The organism is Enterobacter cloacae complex sp. IR53041 (genome assembly GCF_049238285.1).
GTDB classification, from domain to species: Bacteria; Pseudomonadota; Gammaproteobacteria; order Enterobacterales; family Enterobacteriaceae; genus Enterobacter; species Enterobacter roggenkampii.
Window position 1 is genome coordinate 99,751 of the sequence record NZ_JBMKHB010000006.1, and the last position, 17,768, is coordinate 117,518.

The 17,768-nt window shown below is 60.4% G+C and carries 14 protein-coding genes; 7 read left to right on the forward strand and 7 right to left on the reverse strand.

From position 1 onward, the window contains the following. The first annotated feature begins 146 nt into the window (after positions 1 to 146). Complete coding sequence (locus ACOTXF_RS06570) at positions 147 to 1,220, forward strand: LacI family DNA-binding transcriptional regulator (RefSeq protein WP_008501190.1); 1,074 nt, start codon at positions 147 to 149, stop codon at positions 1,218 to 1,220. On the opposite strand, the gene ACOTXF_RS06575 is transcribed toward ACOTXF_RS06570, so the two are convergent. The 4 genes from ACOTXF_RS06575 to ACOTXF_RS06590 form a co-directional block, all read right to left on the reverse strand. Then, complete coding sequence (locus tag ACOTXF_RS06575) at positions 1,217 to 2,473, reverse strand: DUF1479 domain-containing protein (protein WP_045405951.1); 1,257 nt, start codon at positions 2,471 to 2,473, stop codon at positions 1,217 to 1,219. The two genes, ACOTXF_RS06570 and ACOTXF_RS06575, sit on opposite strands and share 4 nt — an antisense overlap. A gap of 151 nt (positions 2,474 to 2,624) precedes the next feature. Continuing rightward, positions 2,625 to 3,440, reverse strand: a complete 816-nt coding sequence (locus tag ACOTXF_RS06580) for a Cof-type HAD-IIB family hydrolase (RefSeq protein ID WP_048961943.1) — start codon at positions 3,438 to 3,440, stop codon at positions 2,625 to 2,627. 166 nt (positions 3,441 to 3,606) lie between these two features. Further along, complete coding sequence (locus tag ACOTXF_RS06585; protein WP_048961942.1) at positions 3,607 to 6,039, reverse strand: formate C-acetyltransferase/glycerol dehydratase family glycyl radical enzyme; 2,433 nt, start codon at positions 6,037 to 6,039, stop codon at positions 3,607 to 3,609. Positions 6,040 to 6,043: 4 nt separating this feature from the next. After that, positions 6,044 to 6,943, reverse strand: a complete 900-nt coding sequence (locus ACOTXF_RS06590) for a glycyl-radical enzyme activating protein (protein ID WP_008501194.1) — start codon at positions 6,941 to 6,943, stop codon at positions 6,044 to 6,046. Between the two features lie 128 nt (positions 6,944 to 7,071). Here ACOTXF_RS06590 and fsa point away from each other — a divergent pair, with 128 nt between their 5' ends. Next, positions 7,072 to 7,734: a fructose-6-phosphate aldolase gene (gene fsa, locus ACOTXF_RS06595; RefSeq protein ID WP_008501195.1), complete on the forward strand. Its 663-nt coding sequence runs from the start codon at positions 7,072 to 7,074 to the stop codon at positions 7,732 to 7,734. A gap of 86 nt (positions 7,735 to 7,820) precedes the next feature. Here fsa and moeB read toward each other — a convergent pair whose 3' ends face one another. Then, positions 7,821 to 8,573, reverse strand: a complete 753-nt coding sequence (moeB, locus tag ACOTXF_RS06600; protein WP_048961941.1) for a molybdopterin-synthase adenylyltransferase MoeB — start codon at positions 8,571 to 8,573, stop codon at positions 7,821 to 7,823. Position 8,574: 1 nt separating this feature from the next. Next, positions 8,575 to 9,807, reverse strand: a complete 1,233-nt coding sequence (gene moeA / locus ACOTXF_RS06605) for a molybdopterin molybdotransferase MoeA (protein ID WP_048961940.1) — start codon at positions 9,805 to 9,807, stop codon at positions 8,575 to 8,577. A 186-nt stretch (positions 9,808 to 9,993) separates the two neighbouring features. On the opposite strand from moeA, the gene iaaA reads away from it, so the two are divergent. From iaaA to gsiD, 5 genes are read left to right on the forward strand one after another with little or no spacing between them, the layout of a single operon-like run. Next, positions 9,994 to 10,932: a beta-aspartyl-peptidase gene (gene iaaA, locus ACOTXF_RS06610; RefSeq protein WP_032622895.1), complete on the forward strand. Its 939-nt coding sequence runs from the start codon at positions 9,994 to 9,996 to the stop codon at positions 10,930 to 10,932. Between the two features lie 11 nt (positions 10,933 to 10,943). Then, the gene (gsiA, locus tag ACOTXF_RS06615) at positions 10,944 to 12,815 is read left to right on the forward strand and encodes a glutathione ABC transporter ATP-binding protein GsiA (RefSeq protein WP_048961939.1); all 1,872 of its coding nucleotides are present in this window, start codon (positions 10,944 to 10,946) and stop codon (positions 12,813 to 12,815) included. A 23-nt stretch (positions 12,816 to 12,838) separates the two neighbouring features. Further along, positions 12,839 to 14,377, forward strand: coding sequence for a glutathione ABC transporter substrate-binding protein GsiB (gene gsiB / locus ACOTXF_RS06620; RefSeq protein WP_023292928.1), 1,539 nt, complete (start codon positions 12,839 to 12,841; stop codon positions 14,375 to 14,377). 5 nt (positions 14,378 to 14,382) lie between these two features. Further along, positions 14,383 to 15,303, forward strand: coding sequence for a glutathione ABC transporter permease GsiC (gene gsiC, locus ACOTXF_RS06625; protein WP_021240949.1), 921 nt, complete (start codon positions 14,383 to 14,385; stop codon positions 15,301 to 15,303). Between the two features lies 1 nt (position 15,304). After that, positions 15,305 to 16,216, forward strand: coding sequence for a glutathione ABC transporter permease GsiD (gene gsiD / locus ACOTXF_RS06630; RefSeq protein WP_021240948.1), 912 nt, complete (start codon positions 15,305 to 15,307; stop codon positions 16,214 to 16,216). 64 nt (positions 16,217 to 16,280) lie between these two features. On the opposite strand, the gene rimO is transcribed toward gsiD, so the two are convergent. Further along, complete coding sequence (gene rimO, locus ACOTXF_RS06635) at positions 16,281 to 17,606, reverse strand: 30S ribosomal protein S12 methylthiotransferase RimO (RefSeq protein WP_008501203.1); 1,326 nt, start codon at positions 17,604 to 17,606, stop codon at positions 16,281 to 16,283. Positions 17,607 to 17,768 lie beyond the last annotated feature (162 nt).

Sequence of the window (17,768 nt, forward strand, 5' to 3'; positions counted from 1 at the left end):
AGAAAATGAGTGGGCAAAAGTGGATTTTGTGCAAAATTTCTCATAACCGACGAAAACACTCTGGCATGATGGCATTCATGCCAGTTATTGCCTGACAAACACGCTATGAAAATTTTTTCATTTCGCAAATGGAGCCAGATCACAAAATGGACAAAAGGCTAAAAATCACCGAAATCGCGGCCCGCACGCAGCTCTCCATCAGCACCGTTTCGCGGGTGCTGGCGGGGAAAGCGAATACCAGCGAAAAAGCGCGTGCAAAGGTGCTGGCGTGCGCGCGCGAGCTGGGGGTAATGGACGGCATGGCGGCAGGGCGTCTGCTGCTTAACAGCCTGGTGGTTTTTGCCCCGCAGCGGGCGTTTGACGAGCGGTCCGACATCTTTTACTACCGCGTGATCCAGAGCGTGAGCAAAGCACTTGCCTCCCACGAGGTCCGGTTGCGCTACTGCGCGCTGGAGGAGAACGACAGCGACGCCCAGCTGTTTCTGGCGCGGATGAACGAGCCGGATACCCAGGCGGCCATTCTTCTCGGTATTGACGATCCGCATATCCACGATCTGGCGGTGGACGTGGGCAAACCCTGCATGCTGATTAACTGCCGCGACCGGCACATGCGTCTGCCTGCCGTTGCGCCGGATCACCGCGCCATCGGCGAGCGGGCGGCGGAGTACCTGTTCGAGATGGGACACCGGGAGGTGATGAACGTGCTGTGCCTACGTCGCTACACGATGGAGCTGCGCCTGTCGGGGATCCGCGACGCGTGGCAGTCCCACAACCTGGCGTTCAACGACAAGCGCGATCTGCTGGTGGTGCCGAGCTTCAGCGCCAGAGAGACGGAGCAGCTGGTGAGCGATTGGCTAAATCAGCAGCAGGGAAAAGACCTGCCGACGGCGTTCCTTGTTGGTGGCGACTTTATGGCGGCGGGCACCATCAGCGCCTTACAAAACCACGGCCTGCGCGTGCCGCAGGACGTCTCGGTGATGAGCATCGACGGCTTTAACCTGGCGGCGATTCAGGATGTTCCATTAACGGCCGTGCATGTTCCCCGCGATGAGCTGGGAACGGAAGCGGTACACATGCTCCAGCAGCGGCTCATGCGCCTGGACGCGCCGGTAGGCACATTGCTGCTGAACGGCACGCTGGCCGTGCGGGAATCGGTACGGCGGATACGTCAGGGGAAACGACGCACCGCCGTGGAGCGGGAAGGGCTGTACGACAGCTAGACCATGCCCAGCGCGCGTTTGCCGTGGATGTTGAGATCGTTCACGGTAAAGCGGTCCTGCCAGGTTTTTTCATAATCCTCGCGCGGGAAGTCTCCCGGCGACGCGCCGGTTTCCAGCGCTTCCTTGACCTTCTTCGCGTAGGCGAGGTTTTTCTCGCACATCGGTGCGGCGGGGATGTACATCACGTTGCCCCAGCCCTGCTGATCTTCCACCGGCGCGACGGAGTGGATCACATCGCAGTGCCACCACACCGAATCACCCGCCTCCAGCGCAGGAATGCTGGTCAGCGCCTCGATAAGCAGCGGGTGCCACTTCTCGGAAACCGGCAGCACGCGCCCCGGCGCCACGCCGCACAGCTCGTCTTCCGGCACGTCGTCCAGCAGCGGACGCAGCAGAATATACGCCATTGCTTCCGGGATCGGCACCACGTGCAGCAGCCCCTGGCCGGGGATCATGTCTGACAGCGCCGTCCAGCCCTGGAAGGTGCGGAACACGGAGCATTTGGTGGTGTTATCGACGGTATACTCTTCCACTTCGGTACGGTGCGCGGCGTTCCACGGGTCGTATTTCTCGACGTTGCCGTCAAACACGCGGGCGAAAACCTGCTGGTATGCCGGCAGCAGCCAGCGCTCCAGCGCGCCGGAGTCGGTATGCGCGCCGAGTCCTTTCGAGGTGGTTCCCGGCGGACGGCGGCGGATACGGTCCGGGTAAATCACGCTCACGTCCGGGTCGAACCACTGCTTGCCGTTGCTCTCGAACGTCCATAAGCGGTTCAGGAACGACTGCACCTGCGCCATCTCTTCACTCTGACGCGCCTGCATTTGCGCCTGCGACCAGTAGATCGGGTAAATCTCCGGACGGGAAGCGCTCAGGGTGCCGAAGAAGTTATCGCCTGGCCCTTTGTACACCTCGTCAAACTTGTTCAGATCGAGGTAGTCGAGCATCGACTGATCCCACGCCAGCGCCTGCTCGCGCGGGAAGTGACCTTTAATCACCGCGCAGCCGCGGCGCTTAACGGCCTCGCGCTGTGCGTCGGTAATCGTGCCGTTTTTCACATCGTTAAACGGAATCACCGGCCAGACGGATTCACCTTTATTTTTAAGCGCGTTAATTTCCGCCACGCGGGTGGCAATGCTGTCGCTGAGCTTGTTGAACACCGCCTGCACGTCGCCGATCTGCGCGCGTAACTCACGTTTCAACTGACGGATTGCCGCTTTGTGATCCGCCGGCAAGGTTTCACTGGTAAAGGTCATAACTGCCTCGCATCTTTCATTCGAAAGTAAAAGTGTCTACAAGTGATACTTTAAGTTAAAAATAAGTTAATGCAAGTTTAAAAACTTGACCTGCGCCACAGGACGGGAAAATGAGTGAGGGTGCCGGAGCAGGGCTCCGGCGAGAAGAGGATCAGGCGTCGAACGGGGAATGGTTGTCGAGCACGGCCTGAATGACGTTCAGCGCGCCGTGATGGTTGTTGTCATCGGTGCTGTAGCGGCTGATTTCTTTGATGCTCTCTGCCGCGTTGCCCATCGCAAAGGAATATTTCACCAGCTCCAGCATCTCGGCATCGTTTCCGCTGTCGCCAATCGCCACGCACTCTTGCGGAGAAATTTTCCAGCGCTTCAGCAGACGGCTGATGCCGTTCGCTTTGTGCAGGCCGGGGATAATCAAATCGACAAAGCCAAAGCCGCTGGTGACCGGCTTCATGATGCCGTCCAGGGAGACGTGGAGTTTATCCACCAGATTAGGAATGTCGCTGTCCGGCAGGTTCAGGGAGAACTTAAACAGCACGTCGTCAATGTCGCGGTAATCGCTGATGCGCTTTAAGCGGTGGTAGTGCTTTGACATTAGCGCCACGAACGCGTCCGGCGCTTTATCGCTGACGTAGGCGCTCTCCAGCCCGCAGGCCACGAAGTTCAGCCCTTTGTCTTTCAGCAGTTCGCCAATCACGATCTGCGATTCATGGCGCGTCAGCTCGCCGTGAAAAATCTGCTCGCCGCGATCGAACACCAGCGCGCCGTTTTCCGCCACGAAAGAGATCCGATCTTTAAGCTCCGGAAAGAAGGAGATGAGCTGGTAATACTGGTTGCCGCTGGCGACAACAAATTCAATGTCGCGGGCTTTAAGCTGTTCAAACTGTGCCTGGAAGCGGTCACGATCGTACTGCTTGGCATCATCAAGGAAAGTTCCGTCCATATCGGTGACGATAACTTTAACGGTCATACTGTGCTCCTGGGTCACTGCGTTTTGAAACATTCTAATAACAAGGTGACGAGGAGCACAAATTTAATTTCGAATGAAAGTCAGAAAGCCGGGTGGCGGCTTCGCCTTACCCGGCCTACGGGGAGACTCTGTAGGCCCGGTAAGCGCAGCGCCACCGGGCGTTTTCTTACAGCGTATGCTCAGTACGGGCGATAATATCGTCCTGCGCATCCGGCGACAGGGCGGTGAAGAACGCCGAGTAACCCGCGACGCGTACAACCAGGTCACGGTACTGGTCCGGGTGTTTCTTCGCCTCCAGCAGCGTTTCGCGCGAGACGATGTTGTACTGGATATGCCAGCCCTTATGCACCTCGAAGAAGGTGCGCAGCAGCACCATCAGCTTCTGGCGATCGCTGTCGTTTTCCAGCGTTGACGGGTTCAGCTTCTGGTTCAGCAGCACGCCGCCGAGAATCGCTTCCGTCGGCAGTTTGCCCACCGAGCCAATTACCGCCGTTGGGCCGAGGTGGTCCGTACCCGAAGCCGGGCTGGCCCCTTCCGCCAGAGGGGTATGCGCCTTACGTCCGTCCGGCGTCGCCATCGTCGCCGCGCCAAACGGCACGTTCGCGGAGATGGAAGAGGTGCCCGCGTAATAGTTACCGCCAATCGGGCCGCGGCCGTAGCGCGGGTTATGGTACTGCTTCAGCTCCTCAATATAGGTCTGATAGGCGCGGGTCAGCAGCATATCCACGCTGTCGTCGTCGTTGCCGTACTTCGGCGCGCCGTTGATCAGGCGCTGGCGCAGCTGCTCGTGGGTCAGTCCGTCGAAATCATCGGCCAGCGCCGCCGCCAGCTGCTGCTGGCCAATGACGCCCTGTTCGAACACCAGCTTCTTCACCGCCGCCAGGCTGTTGCCGAGGTTAGCGATGCCCACCTGCAGGCCGGAGACCCAGTCATACTTCGCGCCGCCCTGCTTGATGCTTTTCGCGCGCTCGATGCAGTCGTCCACCAGCGCCGAGCAGAGAATATCGTGGACGTTCTCCTCCAGCATGGTGTCTACCACGTACTCAATCTCGATGGATTTGCGGGTGTAGTAGCGGATCTGGGTATCCCACGCCGCCATCACCTCCTCGAAGTTATCGAAGTTACCGGCAGAGAGGGCTTTCTCCTGCGGCAGGAACACCTTGCCGCTGGTGGCGTCGCGGCCGCCTTCCAGCGCGGCCAGCATCACGCGGGCGAAGTTGATAAAGCTCATGCCGGTGCAGCGATAGCCCCACTTGCCGCCTACCGCGGTTTCGATGCAGCCAATCGCCGCGTAGTCGTAGGCGTCGTCGCGCTCAACGCCGAGCTTGATGAATTCCGGAATGACGATTTCGTCGTTGTTAAAGGCAGGCATCCCGAAGCCGCAGCGGATCACCTGCACGCAGGCGTCGAGGAAGTCGTTGCTCATGCCCGCGTGATAGCGCACGCTCAGGTTCGGCTGGGTAGAGCGCAGGCGACCGCAGGACTCCAAGATCGCGTAGGAGAGCGGGTTCACCGCGTCCATTGGCTCACCGTTAACCAGCTTCTGGCCGCTGATGGTGACGTTCTGGTACAGCGGGCTACCGGCGGAAGCCTTCGAGTGCGAGCCGGAGCGGATCTTGTTCACTTCCAGCAATTTCAGCCAGCAGCTGTGCAGCAGCTCGATGGCGTGCTCTCGGTCCAGGCTCTGGTTCAGCTCCACGTCGCGGCGGTAGTACGGATAGAGATACTGGTCCATACGCGCGAAGGAGACGGAGTGGCCGTTGGACTCAATCTGCAGGATCAGCTGAATGAAGTAGCACAGCTGCAGCGCCTGCCAGAAGGTTTTTGGCGGCTCGTGGGCGATTACGTCACAGTTTTCCGCCATTGCCAGCAGCTCGTCGCGGCGGCTTACGCGGGTTTCGGTGGAGGCCATCTCGCGCGCCAGGTCGGCAAAGCGTTTGATGTGCAGGCTCACCGCTTCCAGCACGATATCGATCGCCTTCAGGAACTGGTCGCCGTGCAGGTCTTCCAGCACCGTCAGGTTGATGCGCGAGCGGCGCTCGGCCACTTTGGCGCGCAGGCCGTCGAGACCTTTCTCCAGCACCAGAGGGAAGTTCACCGCCAGGTGCGCGTCGCCGGAGGTCATGTTGCCTTCGGCTTTGATGATGCCGGTTTCCAGCAGGCCTTTCTGCTCGTCGGTGAACATGCCGTAGCAGCGGTCCTGCACCGTCTGGCCGCGCCACCACGGGCAGATTTCATGCAGCACGCGCTTGTTCTCTTCGCTCACCGCAAAGCCCGCGCCCGGACGGTCCGCCAGGTCGTCAATCTCTTTCTCAATCCAGGAGACGGTGTATTCCGGGAAGATCGGCGCGGCGCGCACTTCGCTTGCCTGGTTCCCGATGATCAGCTCGTCGTGCTTGATCCAGATGGTACGCTTGGCCAGGTGATGCGCCAGCGCCAGGGCGCGGCGCACCGGGATCGGCTTGTCCATGTGCTGCTGGTACATTTCGGTGTAATGCTGGGCGCGCTCGGTACAGACCGGCGGCTTCACGATATGCACCAGGGCCGTTTTGTGCGCCTTAATGCGCTCGCTGAGGGTGTTGAGATTCAGGGTGGTCATAAGTTTATCCTCGTAAGGTCGCGGTTAACCCTTTCTGGCAGGCGTACTGCTGCGCGAAGTCCAGCAGGGCAGGGTTATCCAGCGGTTTGTCAGGGGCAGAGTAGGGTTGGCCGAGCAGGGTGTATTTGTTCATGCCCAGCGTGTGATACGGCAGAAAATGAATATCGTGGACGCCGAGTTCATCGGCAGCGAAGTTGGTAATGGCGGTGATGGAGGCTTCATCCGCGTTGAAGCCCTGGATCAGCGGCACGCGGATGGTGATCGTTTTCCCGGCGGCGGCCAGGCGTTTCAGGTTGTCCAGGATGCGCTTAGCCGAACCGTCCGTCCACTGCTTGAAAACGTCTCCGTCGACATGCTTCAGGTCGGCGAGGAACAGATCGACGTACGGTAATGACGGCTCGATATAGTGCCACGGCACGTGAAGGCAGGTTTCGACGGCGGTGTGGATACCCTGGTCGTGGCTGGCTTTAAACAGCGCGTGCGCCAGCTCCGGGTTCATAAACGGTTCGCCGCCGGAGAGGGTGATCCCGCCGCCGCTGCGGTCGTAGAAGGGTTTATCGCGCAGTACGGTCGCCATGATCTCCTCGACCTGCTGTTCTTCGCCGCAAACGGTCAGCGCCTGCGTCGGGCAGCAGTCGGTGAGGGCATCAAGCGTCTCTTCACTCAGCTTTTCGCGGTGGATGACCAGGCCATTCAGCGCGCGTTCGATGCAGCCCGGTGCCGCCTGCTGGCACAGGTCGCAGCCGTCCAGGCACAGACGCGCATCAAACAGCACGTCCCGGCTGCGGGAGCGGCTTTCCGGGTTCTGGCACCAGCGACAGCCCAGCGAGCAGCCTTTCAGGAACACCACGGTACGAATTCCGGGGCCGTCGTGGGTAGAGTAACGCTGAATATTGAAGATCATGTTTTTCGCCTCTCATATTGCATATGAAGATTAAATTACTTTCGAATGAAAGCTATCTTGATGCAGGTCAACTCTTGAGCAGGTTTTGTCGTGATAGGGTAAGTGCAGGCTAATTTAAGGGTGACATCATGGAACTTTATCTCGACACATCTGACGTTGCGGCAGTCAAAAAGCTGGCGCGTATCTTCCCGCTGGCGGGCGTGACCACCAACCCAAGCATCGTTGCGGCCGGTAAAACGCCGCTCGACGAACTGCTGCCCGCGCTGCACGACGCGCTGGGCGGCAAGGGCCGTCTGTTTGCGCAGGTAATGGCAACCACCGCCGAAGGGATGGTGGAAGACGCGCGCAAGCTGCGCGCCATCATTAACGATCTGGTGGTGAAAGTGCCGGTGACCGCAGAAGGGCTGGCGGCGATCAAGATGCTGAAAGCGGAAGGGATCCCGACCCTGGGCACGGCGGTCTACGGTGCCGCGCAGGGGATGCTCTCCGCGCTGGCGGGGGCAGAGTATGTGGCCCCTTACGTTAACCGCGTGGACGCGCAGGGCGGGGACGGGATTCAGACCGTAATTGAGCTGCAACAGCTGCTGACGCTGCACGCGCCGCAGTCAAAGGTGCTGGCCGCGAGCTTTAAAACCCCGCGTCAGGCGCTGGACTGCCTGCTGGCAGGCTGCGAGTCCATCACGCTGCCGCTGGACGTGGCGCAGCAGTTTATTACCTCTCCGGCGGTAGACGCAGCGATTGTGAAGTTTGAGCAGGACTGGCAGGGGGCGTTTGGACGGACGTCCATCTGACGCGGCTGCCGGGTGGCGCTGGCGCTTACCCGGCCTACGTTCGAGCCGTTGTAGGTCGGGTAAGGCTAAGCCGCCACCCGACTTTTTTACTGGCTACACACCTCACACCCCGGGTTACGCATCAGCTTCATCTCGCGGAACTGGCAGGTCATCGCGTCATACATCACGATTTTCCCCGCTGCCGGCGTGCCGTAATTCGTCAGCACCTTGATCGCTTCCATTGCCTGCAGTGAACCAATCACGCCGACGAGCGGCGCCATCACGCCCGCCTCAACGCAGGTCAGCGCATTCTCGCCAAACAGACGGCTCAGGCAGCGGTAGCAGGGTTCACCCTCGGCGTACGTGAAGACGCTGATTTGCCCCTCCATGCGGATCGCCGCGCCGGAGACCAGCGGGGTTTTGTGAGCAAAACAGCCCGCGTTGAGCTGATTACGGACGGTGACGTTATCGGTGCAGTCCAGGACCAGATCGTGCCGGGCAATCTGCGCGGAGAGCGCGTCGTCATCCAGCATTGCGTCAATCAGCGTGAACTGAACGTGGGGGTTGATACGCGCCAGCTCAGCCCTGGCGGATTCCACTTTCGGCTGGCCCACCGTCGCGTCGCTGTGCAGCGTCTGGCGCTGCAGGTTGGACACCGACACGGTATCGAAATCCAGCAGCGTCATGCTTCCTACGCCCGCCGCGGCAAGGTACTGCGCGGCGGCGCAGCCCAGCCCGCCCAGCCCGACGACCAGCACGCTGGCCGCCTTGAGCGCTTCCTGACCCTCGAAGTCAAACCCGCGCAGCACGATCTGGCGGTTGTAGCGCATCATCTCCTGGTCGCTCAGCTCCACCGTCATGTCAGCCTCCGAACAGGTGGTTAAAGCGCTCGACCTCAACCCATTCGCCGGCTTCCACGTTGCCGCGCTCGCGCTCCAGCACGATGAAGCAGTTGCCCAGACTGAAGGAACTGAAAATGTGCGAGCCCTGATGTCCGGTAGTGCGTACTTCGAACTCGCCGTCCGCGCTGCGGGTCAGAATGCCGCGCTGGAAATCGAGACGGCCCGGTGATTTTTTCAACCGCGTGGCGGCACGCACGCGCACGCGTTCCGGCAGCGGGCTGGCCTTGTTGCCGGAAAGCTTCGCCAGCAGCGGGATCGCCAGCTGGTAGAAGGTGAGTGCCGCCGAGACCGGGTTACCCGGCAGGCCGCAGAACCAGCTGTGTGAAAGCTTGCCAAACGCGAACGGCTTGCCCGGCTTGATCGCCAGCTTCCAGAAGGCGATTTCACCCAGCTCTTCAAGAAGGGTTTTGGTGTAATCCGCTTCGCCCACGGAGACGCCGCCGGAGCTGATGACCACGTCGGCGGATTTATCCGCCTCGATAAACGCCGCGCGCAGTTGTTCCGGATCGTCAGGAATGATGCCGAGGTTAATCACCTCGCAGCCCAGTTGCTCCAGCATCAGGTGTACCGCCAGGCGGTTGGTGTCGTAAATCTGGCCGTCCTGCAGCGGCTGGCCCGGAAGCTGCAGCTCGTCGCCGGTGGAGAAAACGGCGACGCGCACTTTACGGATCACGTCGATATCCGCGATGCCGAGCGAGGCCAGCACCGGCAGCTCCGCCACCGTCAGCTTTTGCCCGGCGGCAAAGACCGTCGCGCCGAGGGTAATGTCTTCGCCCGTGCGACGGATGTTCTGGCCCGCTTTGACGCTGGCGGTAAAACGCACGCCGTCGTCGGTCTGTTCGGTCTCTTCCTGCATCACCACGGCGTCGCAGCCTGGCGGAACCGGCGCGCCGGTCATGATGCGCACGCAGGTGCCCGCAGGCCATTCGCCGCTAAACGGCTGACCCGCAAAGGCTTTACCCGCCACCGGCAGGGCGTTACCCGTCTGGAGATCCGCCAGGCGTACCGCGTAACCGTCCATCGCGGAGTTATCAAACCCCGGCACGTTGAGCGGAGAGACGATATCGCGTGCGGCAATACGGCCAAAACAGCGCACGAGGGGCAGCGTCTCAACGTCATGCAGCGGGGAAACTCGGTCAAGCATCTGCGTGAGTGCCGTCTCAAGCGGCATCAGTCCGGCGGTAAAATCCATGGTGGGCTCCTGCGGAGTAACAACGAAAGCGTCCATTATGGCAGAAAAGTGCGGCTAACTGTATGACCGGAGGGTGTACGCTTTACATCACTGTTACGTCTTTCTATATTCAAAAATCATCTGAAGTTTCGTCGACGATAATGATATTTATAGAAAAAGCCGCAAACAGGCTAACGGGTGATGCGAATGGTTAAGGCGGTAATCGCAATTCATGGCGGGGCCGGGGCAATCACCCGTGCACAGCTCACTCCTGAGCAGGAAAAGCGCTACATCGACGCGCTGTACGCCATTGTCGAAACGGGCCAGAAAATGCTGGAAGCGGGCGAGAGCGCGCTGGACGTGGTCACCGAGGCGGTACGCCTGCTGGAGGAGTGCCCGTTATTTAATGCGGGGATCGGTTCGGTCTTTACCCGGGATGAAACCCACGAGCTGGATGCCTGCGTCATGGACGGTATCTCCCTGAAAGCGGGGGCCGTGGCAGGCGTCAGCCACCTGCGTAACCCGGTGCTGGCCGCGCGTCTGGTGATGGAAGAGAGCCCGCACGTGCTGCTGACGGGCGCGGGAGCGGAGAGGTTTGCCTTCGAACACGGAATGGCGCCGGTATCGCCCGATCTGTTTTCCACAGAGGCGCGCTATCAGCAGCTGCTGGACGCCCGTTCGGCGGGCATGACGCAGCTTGACCATACTGCGCCGCTGGATGAGCGCAGCAAAATGGGCACGGTCGGCGCGGTGGCGCTCGACAAAGCGGGCAACCTCGCGGCGGCAACCTCCACGGGCGGGATGACCAACAAGCTCCCCGGACGTGTGGGCGACAGCCCGCTGCCCGGCGCGGGCTGCTATGCCAATAACGCCACGGCGGCGGTGTCCTGTACCGGCACCGGGGAAGTCTTTATTCGCGCCCTCGCGGCCTACGACATTACCGCGCTGATGGATTACGGCGGCTTAAGCCTCAGCGAAGCCTGCGAGCGCGTAGTGATGGAGAAATTACCTGCCCTGGGCGGCGTCGGCGGGCTGATTGCGGTGGATCGTGAGGGCAACGTGGCCCTGCCGTTCAACAGCGAAGGTATGTACCGCGCCTGGGGCTATGCCGGTGATGAGCCGAGCACGGGGATCTATCGTGAATAAGGGGGCAGCGCGTGCCGCACAGTGAAGAGCTGGACAACCGCGAAGTGCTGGCTGTCCATCAGCTGAATATTGCGTTTCAGGAAGAGCGGCAGTTCATCCCCGCAGTACAGAATTTATCGTTCACGCTCAGGCGCGGCGAGACGCTGGCGATTGTTGGCGAATCCGGCTCCGGGAAATCGGTCACCGCGCTGGCGCTGATGCGCCTGCTGGAACAGACGGGCGGGCAAATCAGCAGCGAGAAAATGCTGCTGCGCCGCCGTAACCGTCAGGTCATTGATTTAAACGAGCTGAGCGGTTCGCAGATGCAGGGCGTGCGCGGGGCGGACATTGCGATGATCTTTCAGGAGCCGATGACCTCCCTGAACCCGGTTTTCCCGGTCGGGGAACAAATCGCCGAGTCCATCCGCCTGCATCAGGGGCTAAGCGGTGATGAAGCGCTCAACGAGGCCCGACGGATGCTGGAGCTGGTGCGCATTCCGGAGGCGCAGGCCATCCTGAGCCGCTATCCGCATCAGCTTTCCGGCGGCATGCGCCAGCGGGTGATGATTGCCATGGCGCTCTCGTGCCGTCCAGCCGTGCTAATTGCCGATGAACCAACGACGGCGCTGGACGTGACGATTCAGGCGCAGATCCTGCAGCTCATCAAGGTGTTGCAGCAGGAGATGGAGATGGGGGTGATTTTCATCACCCACGATATGGGCGTGGTCGCCGATATCGCCGATCGGGTGCTGGTGATGCACAAGGGCAGCGCGGTGGAAACCGGCCCGGTCGAGCAGATTTTTCACGCGCCCGCGCATCCTTACACCAAAGCGCTGCTGGCGGCGGTTCCGCGCCTAGGGGCGATGAACGGCAGCGATCTGCCGCGTCGTTTTCCGTTGATTTCCCTGGAGGCGTCTGAGCCGCAGGAGGAGGAACGCGAGCAGGACACCGTGGTGCCGGGCAAGCCCATTCTGGAAGTGCGCAATCTGGTCACGCGTTTTCCGCTGCGTAGCGGTGTACTGAACCGCGTAAAGCGCGAAGTGCACGCGGTGGAAAACGTCAGCTTCGACCTCTGGCCGGGCGAAACGCTGGCGCTGGTAGGGGAGTCCGGCTGCGGTAAATCCACGACCGGGCGCGCGTTGCTCCGTCTGGTGGACGCGCAGGAGGGAAGCATTACCTTTAACGGCGAGCGCATTGATACCCTTCCGGACAGCAGGCTGCAGGCGGTGCGGCGGGATATTCAGTTTATTTTTCAGGATCCGTATGCCTCTCTCGATCCGCGACATACGGTGGGGTATTCGATCATGGAGCCGCTGCGGGTGCATAACCTGCTCGACGGCGAGGCGGCGCAGCGTCGCGTGGCCTGGCTGCTGGAGCGCGTTGGCCTGAAGCCGGAACACGCCTGGCGTTATCCGCACGAGTTTTCCGGCGGGCAGCGGCAGCGTATCTGCATCGCCCGCGCGCTGGCGCTGAACCCAAAAGTGGTGATTGCGGATGAATCCGTCTCGGCGCTGGATGTCTCTATCCGGGCGCAAATCATCAATCTGCTGCTGGATTTACAGCGGGATATGGGGATCGCCTTCCTGTTTATCTCGCACGACATGGCGGTGGTTGAGCGCATCAGCCATCGCGTGGCGGTGATGTTTATGGGGCAAATTGTGGAAATCGGTCCGCGAAGAGCGGTATTCGAGAACCCGCAGCACCCGTACACCCGCAAGCTCATCGCGGCGGTCCCGGTCGCCGATCCGGCGCATCGTCACGGCCAGCGCGTGCTGCTGCAGGATGAAATGCCGAGCAATATTCGTAAACGCGGAGAGGCCGTGGAGCGCGTGGCGCTGCGTGAGGTCGGTCCGGGTCATTTCGTGGCTCCCCCGCGTCAGGACAATGCCTTTTCGCGGTTATAACTTTCAACAGGCAGGAGAACATAATGGTTACATTTGTAGCGCGTAGATGGTTGTTAGCCGCGAGCGTGACGGCAGCCCTGGCCGCTGCCCCCGCGTTCGCTGCCAAAGATGTGGTGGTCGCCGTCGGCTCTAACTTCACCACGTTGGATCCGTATGACGCTAACGACACGCTCTCCCAGGCGGTGGCGAAATCGTTCTACCAGGGCCTGTTTGGCCTGGATAAAGAGATGAAGCTTAAAAACGTGCTGGCGGAGGGGTACACCGTTTCGGATGACGGGCTGGTGTACACCATTAAGCTCAAAACCGGGGTGAAGTTCCAGGACGGCACCGACTTTAATGCGGACGCGGTGAAGGTAAACCTGGATCGCGCCAGCAATCCGGAGAACAGCCTCAAGCGTTATAACCTCTATAAAAACATCGCCAAAACCGAGGTGGTCGACCCGGCGACGGTAAAAATCACCCTGAAAGAGCCGTTCTCCGCGTTTATCAATATTCTGGCGCACCCGGCGACGGCGATGATCTCCCCTGCCGCGCTGAAGAAATACGGCAAGGAGATCGGCTTCCACCCGGTCGGTACCGGTCCGTACGAGCTGGTCACCTGGAATCAGACCGATTTTGTGAAGGTGAAGAAATACGCGGGCTACTGGCAGAAAGGGCTGCCGAAGCTGGACACCATCACCTGGCGTCCGGTAGTGGATAACAACACCCGTGCGGCGATGCTGCAAACCGGCGAGGCGCAGTTTGCGTTCCCGGTCCCGTACGAGCAGGCCGCCATTCTGGAGAAAAACAGCAAGCTGGAGCTGGTCGCCAGCCCGTCGATCATGCAGCGCTACATCAGCATGAACGTCACGCAAAAGCCGTTCGATAATCCGAAGGTGCGCGAAGCCATTAACTATGCCATTAACCGCCAGGCGCTGGTGAAGGTCGCTTTTGCGGGCTATGCCACCCCGGCCACCGGCGTGCTGCCGCCGGCTATCGCGTATGCGCAAAGCTATCAGCCGTGGCCGTACGATCCGGCCAAAGCGCGCGAGCTGCTGAAAGAGGCGGGCTATCCGAACGGCTTTAGCACCACGCTGTGGTCGTCGCATAACCACAGTACCGCCCAGAAGGTGCTGCAGTTTACCCAGCAGCAGCTGGCACAGGTGGGGATTAAGGCGCAGGTTACCGCCATGGATGCCGGACAGCGTGCGGCAGAGGTCGAGGGGAAAGGGCAGAAAGAGAGCGGCGTGCGGATGTTCTACACCGGCTGGTCGGCCTCGACCGGTGAAGCCGACTGGGCGCTGTCGCCGCTGTTTGCCTCGCAGAACTGGCCGCCAACCCTGTTCAATACCGCATTCTACAGCAACCCGCAGGTGGACAAAGACCTGGCTGACGCGCTGAAAACCACCAAACCGGAGGAGAAAGCACGCCTCTACAAGGACGCGCAGGACATCATCTGGAAAGAGTCGCCGTGGGTGCCGCTGGTGGTGGAGAAACTGGTGTCAGCCCATAACAAAGCGTTGACCGGGTTCTACATCATGCCGGATACGGGCTTTAGCTTTGACGATGCGGATTTAAAATAACGCCCATGCTGAACTATGTTTGCAAACGCCTGCTGGGGCTTATCCCGACGCTGCTGATTGTGGCGGTACTGGTGTTTTTGTTTGTCCACATGCTGCCGGGCGATCCGGCGCGTCTGGTTGCCGGGCCCGAAGCGGATGCCACGGTCATTGAGCTGGTGCGTAAACAGCTGGGTCTTGACCAGCCGCTGTATATGCAGTTTCTGCACTATATTGGCAACGTTCTGCAGGGCGATTTTGGTATCTCGATGGTGTCGCGTCGTCCGGTGTCGGAGGAGATCGCCAGCCGCTTTATGCCCACGTTCTGGTTAACGATAGCCAGCATGAGCTGGGCGGTGGTGTTCGGACTTGGCGCCGGGATTGTGGCGGCCGTCTGGCGCAACCGCTGGCCGGACAAGCTCGGCATGGCGCTGGCGGTGACCGGCATCTCCTTCCCGGCGTTCGCGCTGGGGATGCTGCTGATGCAGATCTTCTCCGTTGAGCTGGGCTGGCTGCCCACCGTCGGGGCCGATACCTGGAAGCATTACATTCTGCCCTCGATGACGCTGGGGGCTGCCGTGTCGGCGGTGATGGCCCGCTTTACCCGCGCCTCGTTCGTTGACGTGCTGAGCGAAGATTATATTCGCACCGCGCGGGCGAAAGGGGTCAGCGAGAAGTGGGTCATTCTCAAGCACGGGTTCCGCAATGCGATGATCCCGGTGGTGACGATGATGGGGCTGCAGTTTGGCTTCCTGCTGGGCGGCTCTATCGTGGTGGAAAAGGTCTTCAACTGGCCCGGGCTGGGACGTCTGCTGGTCGATTCCGTCGAGATGCGCGACTACCCGGTGATTCAGGCGGAAGTCCTGCTTTTCTCGCTGGAGTTTATTCTTATCAACCTCGTGGTGGACGTGCTCTACGCCGCCATTAACCCGGCCATCAGGTATAAGTAAGATGCGATTGTTGAACTGGCGGCGTCAGGCCGTATTAAACGCCATGCCGGGGCTAAAACCGGACCACATCCGCACCCCGTGGTCTGAATTCTGGCGGCGCTTTCGCCGTCAGCCGGTCGCGATGACCGCGGGGCTGTTCGTGCTGCTGCTGATCGTGGTGGCGATCGTGGCGCCGTGGGTGGCGCCGTTTGATGCGGAAAACTATTTTGACTACGACCGCCTGAACGACGGGCCCTCAATGCTCCACTGGTTCGGCGTGGACTCTCTCGGGCGGGATATCTTTAGCCGGGTGCTGGTGGGGGCGCAGATCTCGCTCGCCGCCGGGGTGTTTGCGGTGCTGATCGGCGCGGCAATCGGGATCGTGCTGGGGCTGGTCGCCGGCTATTACGAAGGCTGGTGGGACCGCATCATCATGCGCATCTGCGACGTGCTGTTTGCCTTCCCCGGCATTCTGCTGGCGATTGCCGTGGTGGCGATCATGGGCAGCGGCATGGCCAACGTCATCATTGCGGTCGCGGTGTTTTCGATTCCGGCCTTTGCCCGCCTGGTGCGCGGCAACACGCTGGTGCTGAAACAGCAGACCTTCATCGAGTCGGCCCGCAGTATGGGGGCCAGCGATGCGACCATCCTCTTCAGCCATATTCTGCCGGGGACGGTGTCGTCCATCGTGGTCTACTTCACCATGCGTATCGGCGTGTCGATTATCTCGGCGGCGAGCCTGTCGTTTCTGGGGCTGGGGGCACAGCCTCCGACGCCGGAGTGGGGCGCGATGCTGAACGAGGCGAGGGCCGATATGGTGATTGCGCCGCACGTGGCGATCTTCCCGAGTCTGGCGATTTTCCTGACCGTGCTGGCGTTTAACCTGCTGGGGGATGGGCTGCGCGACGCGCTGGATCCGAGGATAAAGGGGTAGTGCAGTGAAATGTGCCGGGTGGCGGCTACGCCTTACCCGGCCTACAAAAGCGGAGTGGGGGGAATTAAACCCGGCTACCCCACAGGTCATACTCATCCGCGTTTTCAACCTTCACGCGAATAATATCACCCGGCTTAACGTTGGTTTCGCCATTCAGGTACACCGCACCGTCGATTTCAGGGGCGTCCGCCATGCTGCGGCCAATCGCGCCTTCTTCGTCCACTTCGTCGATGATAACCATGATCTCGCGGCCCACTTTCTCCTGCAGACGTTCGGCAGAAATCTGCTGCTGCAGCTGCATGAAGCGGTTCCAGCGCTCTTCCTTAACCTCTTCCGGCACCTGATCCGCCAGCTCGTTGGCGGTTGCGCCTTCCACCGGGCTGTATTTGAAGCAGCCGACGCGGTCCAGGCGCGCTTCCTTCAGGAAGTCGAGCAGCATCTGGAAGTCTTCTTCGGTTTCACCCGGGAAGCCGACGATAAAGGTGGAGCGCAGGGTCAGATCCGGGCAGATCTCACGCCACTGCTTGATGCGCGCCAGCTGACGGTCAACGGAGCCAGGACGTTTCATCAGCTTCAGGATACGCGGGCTGGCATGCTGCAGCGGGATGTCCAGGTACGGCAGAATCTTGCCTTCCGCCATCAGTGGGATCACGTCGTCAACGTGCGGGTAAGGGTAAACGTAGTGCAGACGCGTCCAGATACCGAGTTTGGACAGCTGCTCGCACAGGCCGACCATGCTGGTTTTCACCGGCTCGCCGTTGTGGAAGCCGGAGCGGTGCTTAACGTCCACGCCATAAGCTGAGGTGTCCTGGGAGATGACCAGCAGTTCCTTCACGCCCGCATCGGCCAGACGTTTGGCTTCCGCCAGCACTTCGCCGATTGGACGGCTCACCAGATCGCCACGCATGGACGGGATGATGCAGAAGGTGCAGCGGTGGTTGCAGCCTTCGGAAATTTTCAGGTACGCGTAGTGACGCGGCGTCAGCTTCACGCCCTGTTCCGGCACCAGGCTCAGGAACGGGTTGTGTTTTGGTTTTGGCACGTAGTGATGAACATGTTGCAGCACCTGCTCGTAGCTGTGCGGGCCGGTAATCTCCAGCACCTTCGGGTGCACTTCGCGGATCTGGTCTTCTTTCGCGCCCAGACAGCCGGTCACGATCACTTTGCCGTTTTCGGTCAGCGCTTCACCGATGGCTTCCAGTGACTCCTGGACCGCGCTGTCGATAAACCCGCAGGTGTTAACGATCACCATATCGGCGTTGTCGTAGCTTGGCACCACGTCATAGCCCTCGGTGCGCAGTTCGGTCAGGATGCGTTCTGAATCCACCAGGTTTTTCGGGCAGCCCAGGGAGACGAAGCCGATTTTCGGCTGGTGCGTAACATTGCTCATAGGTTAAAAATTCATCAATTATGGAGTTATCAGGGCGGGATTTTACAGCGTATCGCGGGGGATTTATACACTCTTTGCAAGGTGGATGCGCCGGGCAGAGGTTGTAACATTGTAAATAATGTTAATCAGTTAATAAAAATTGATCCCAGGCATTAAACTGTA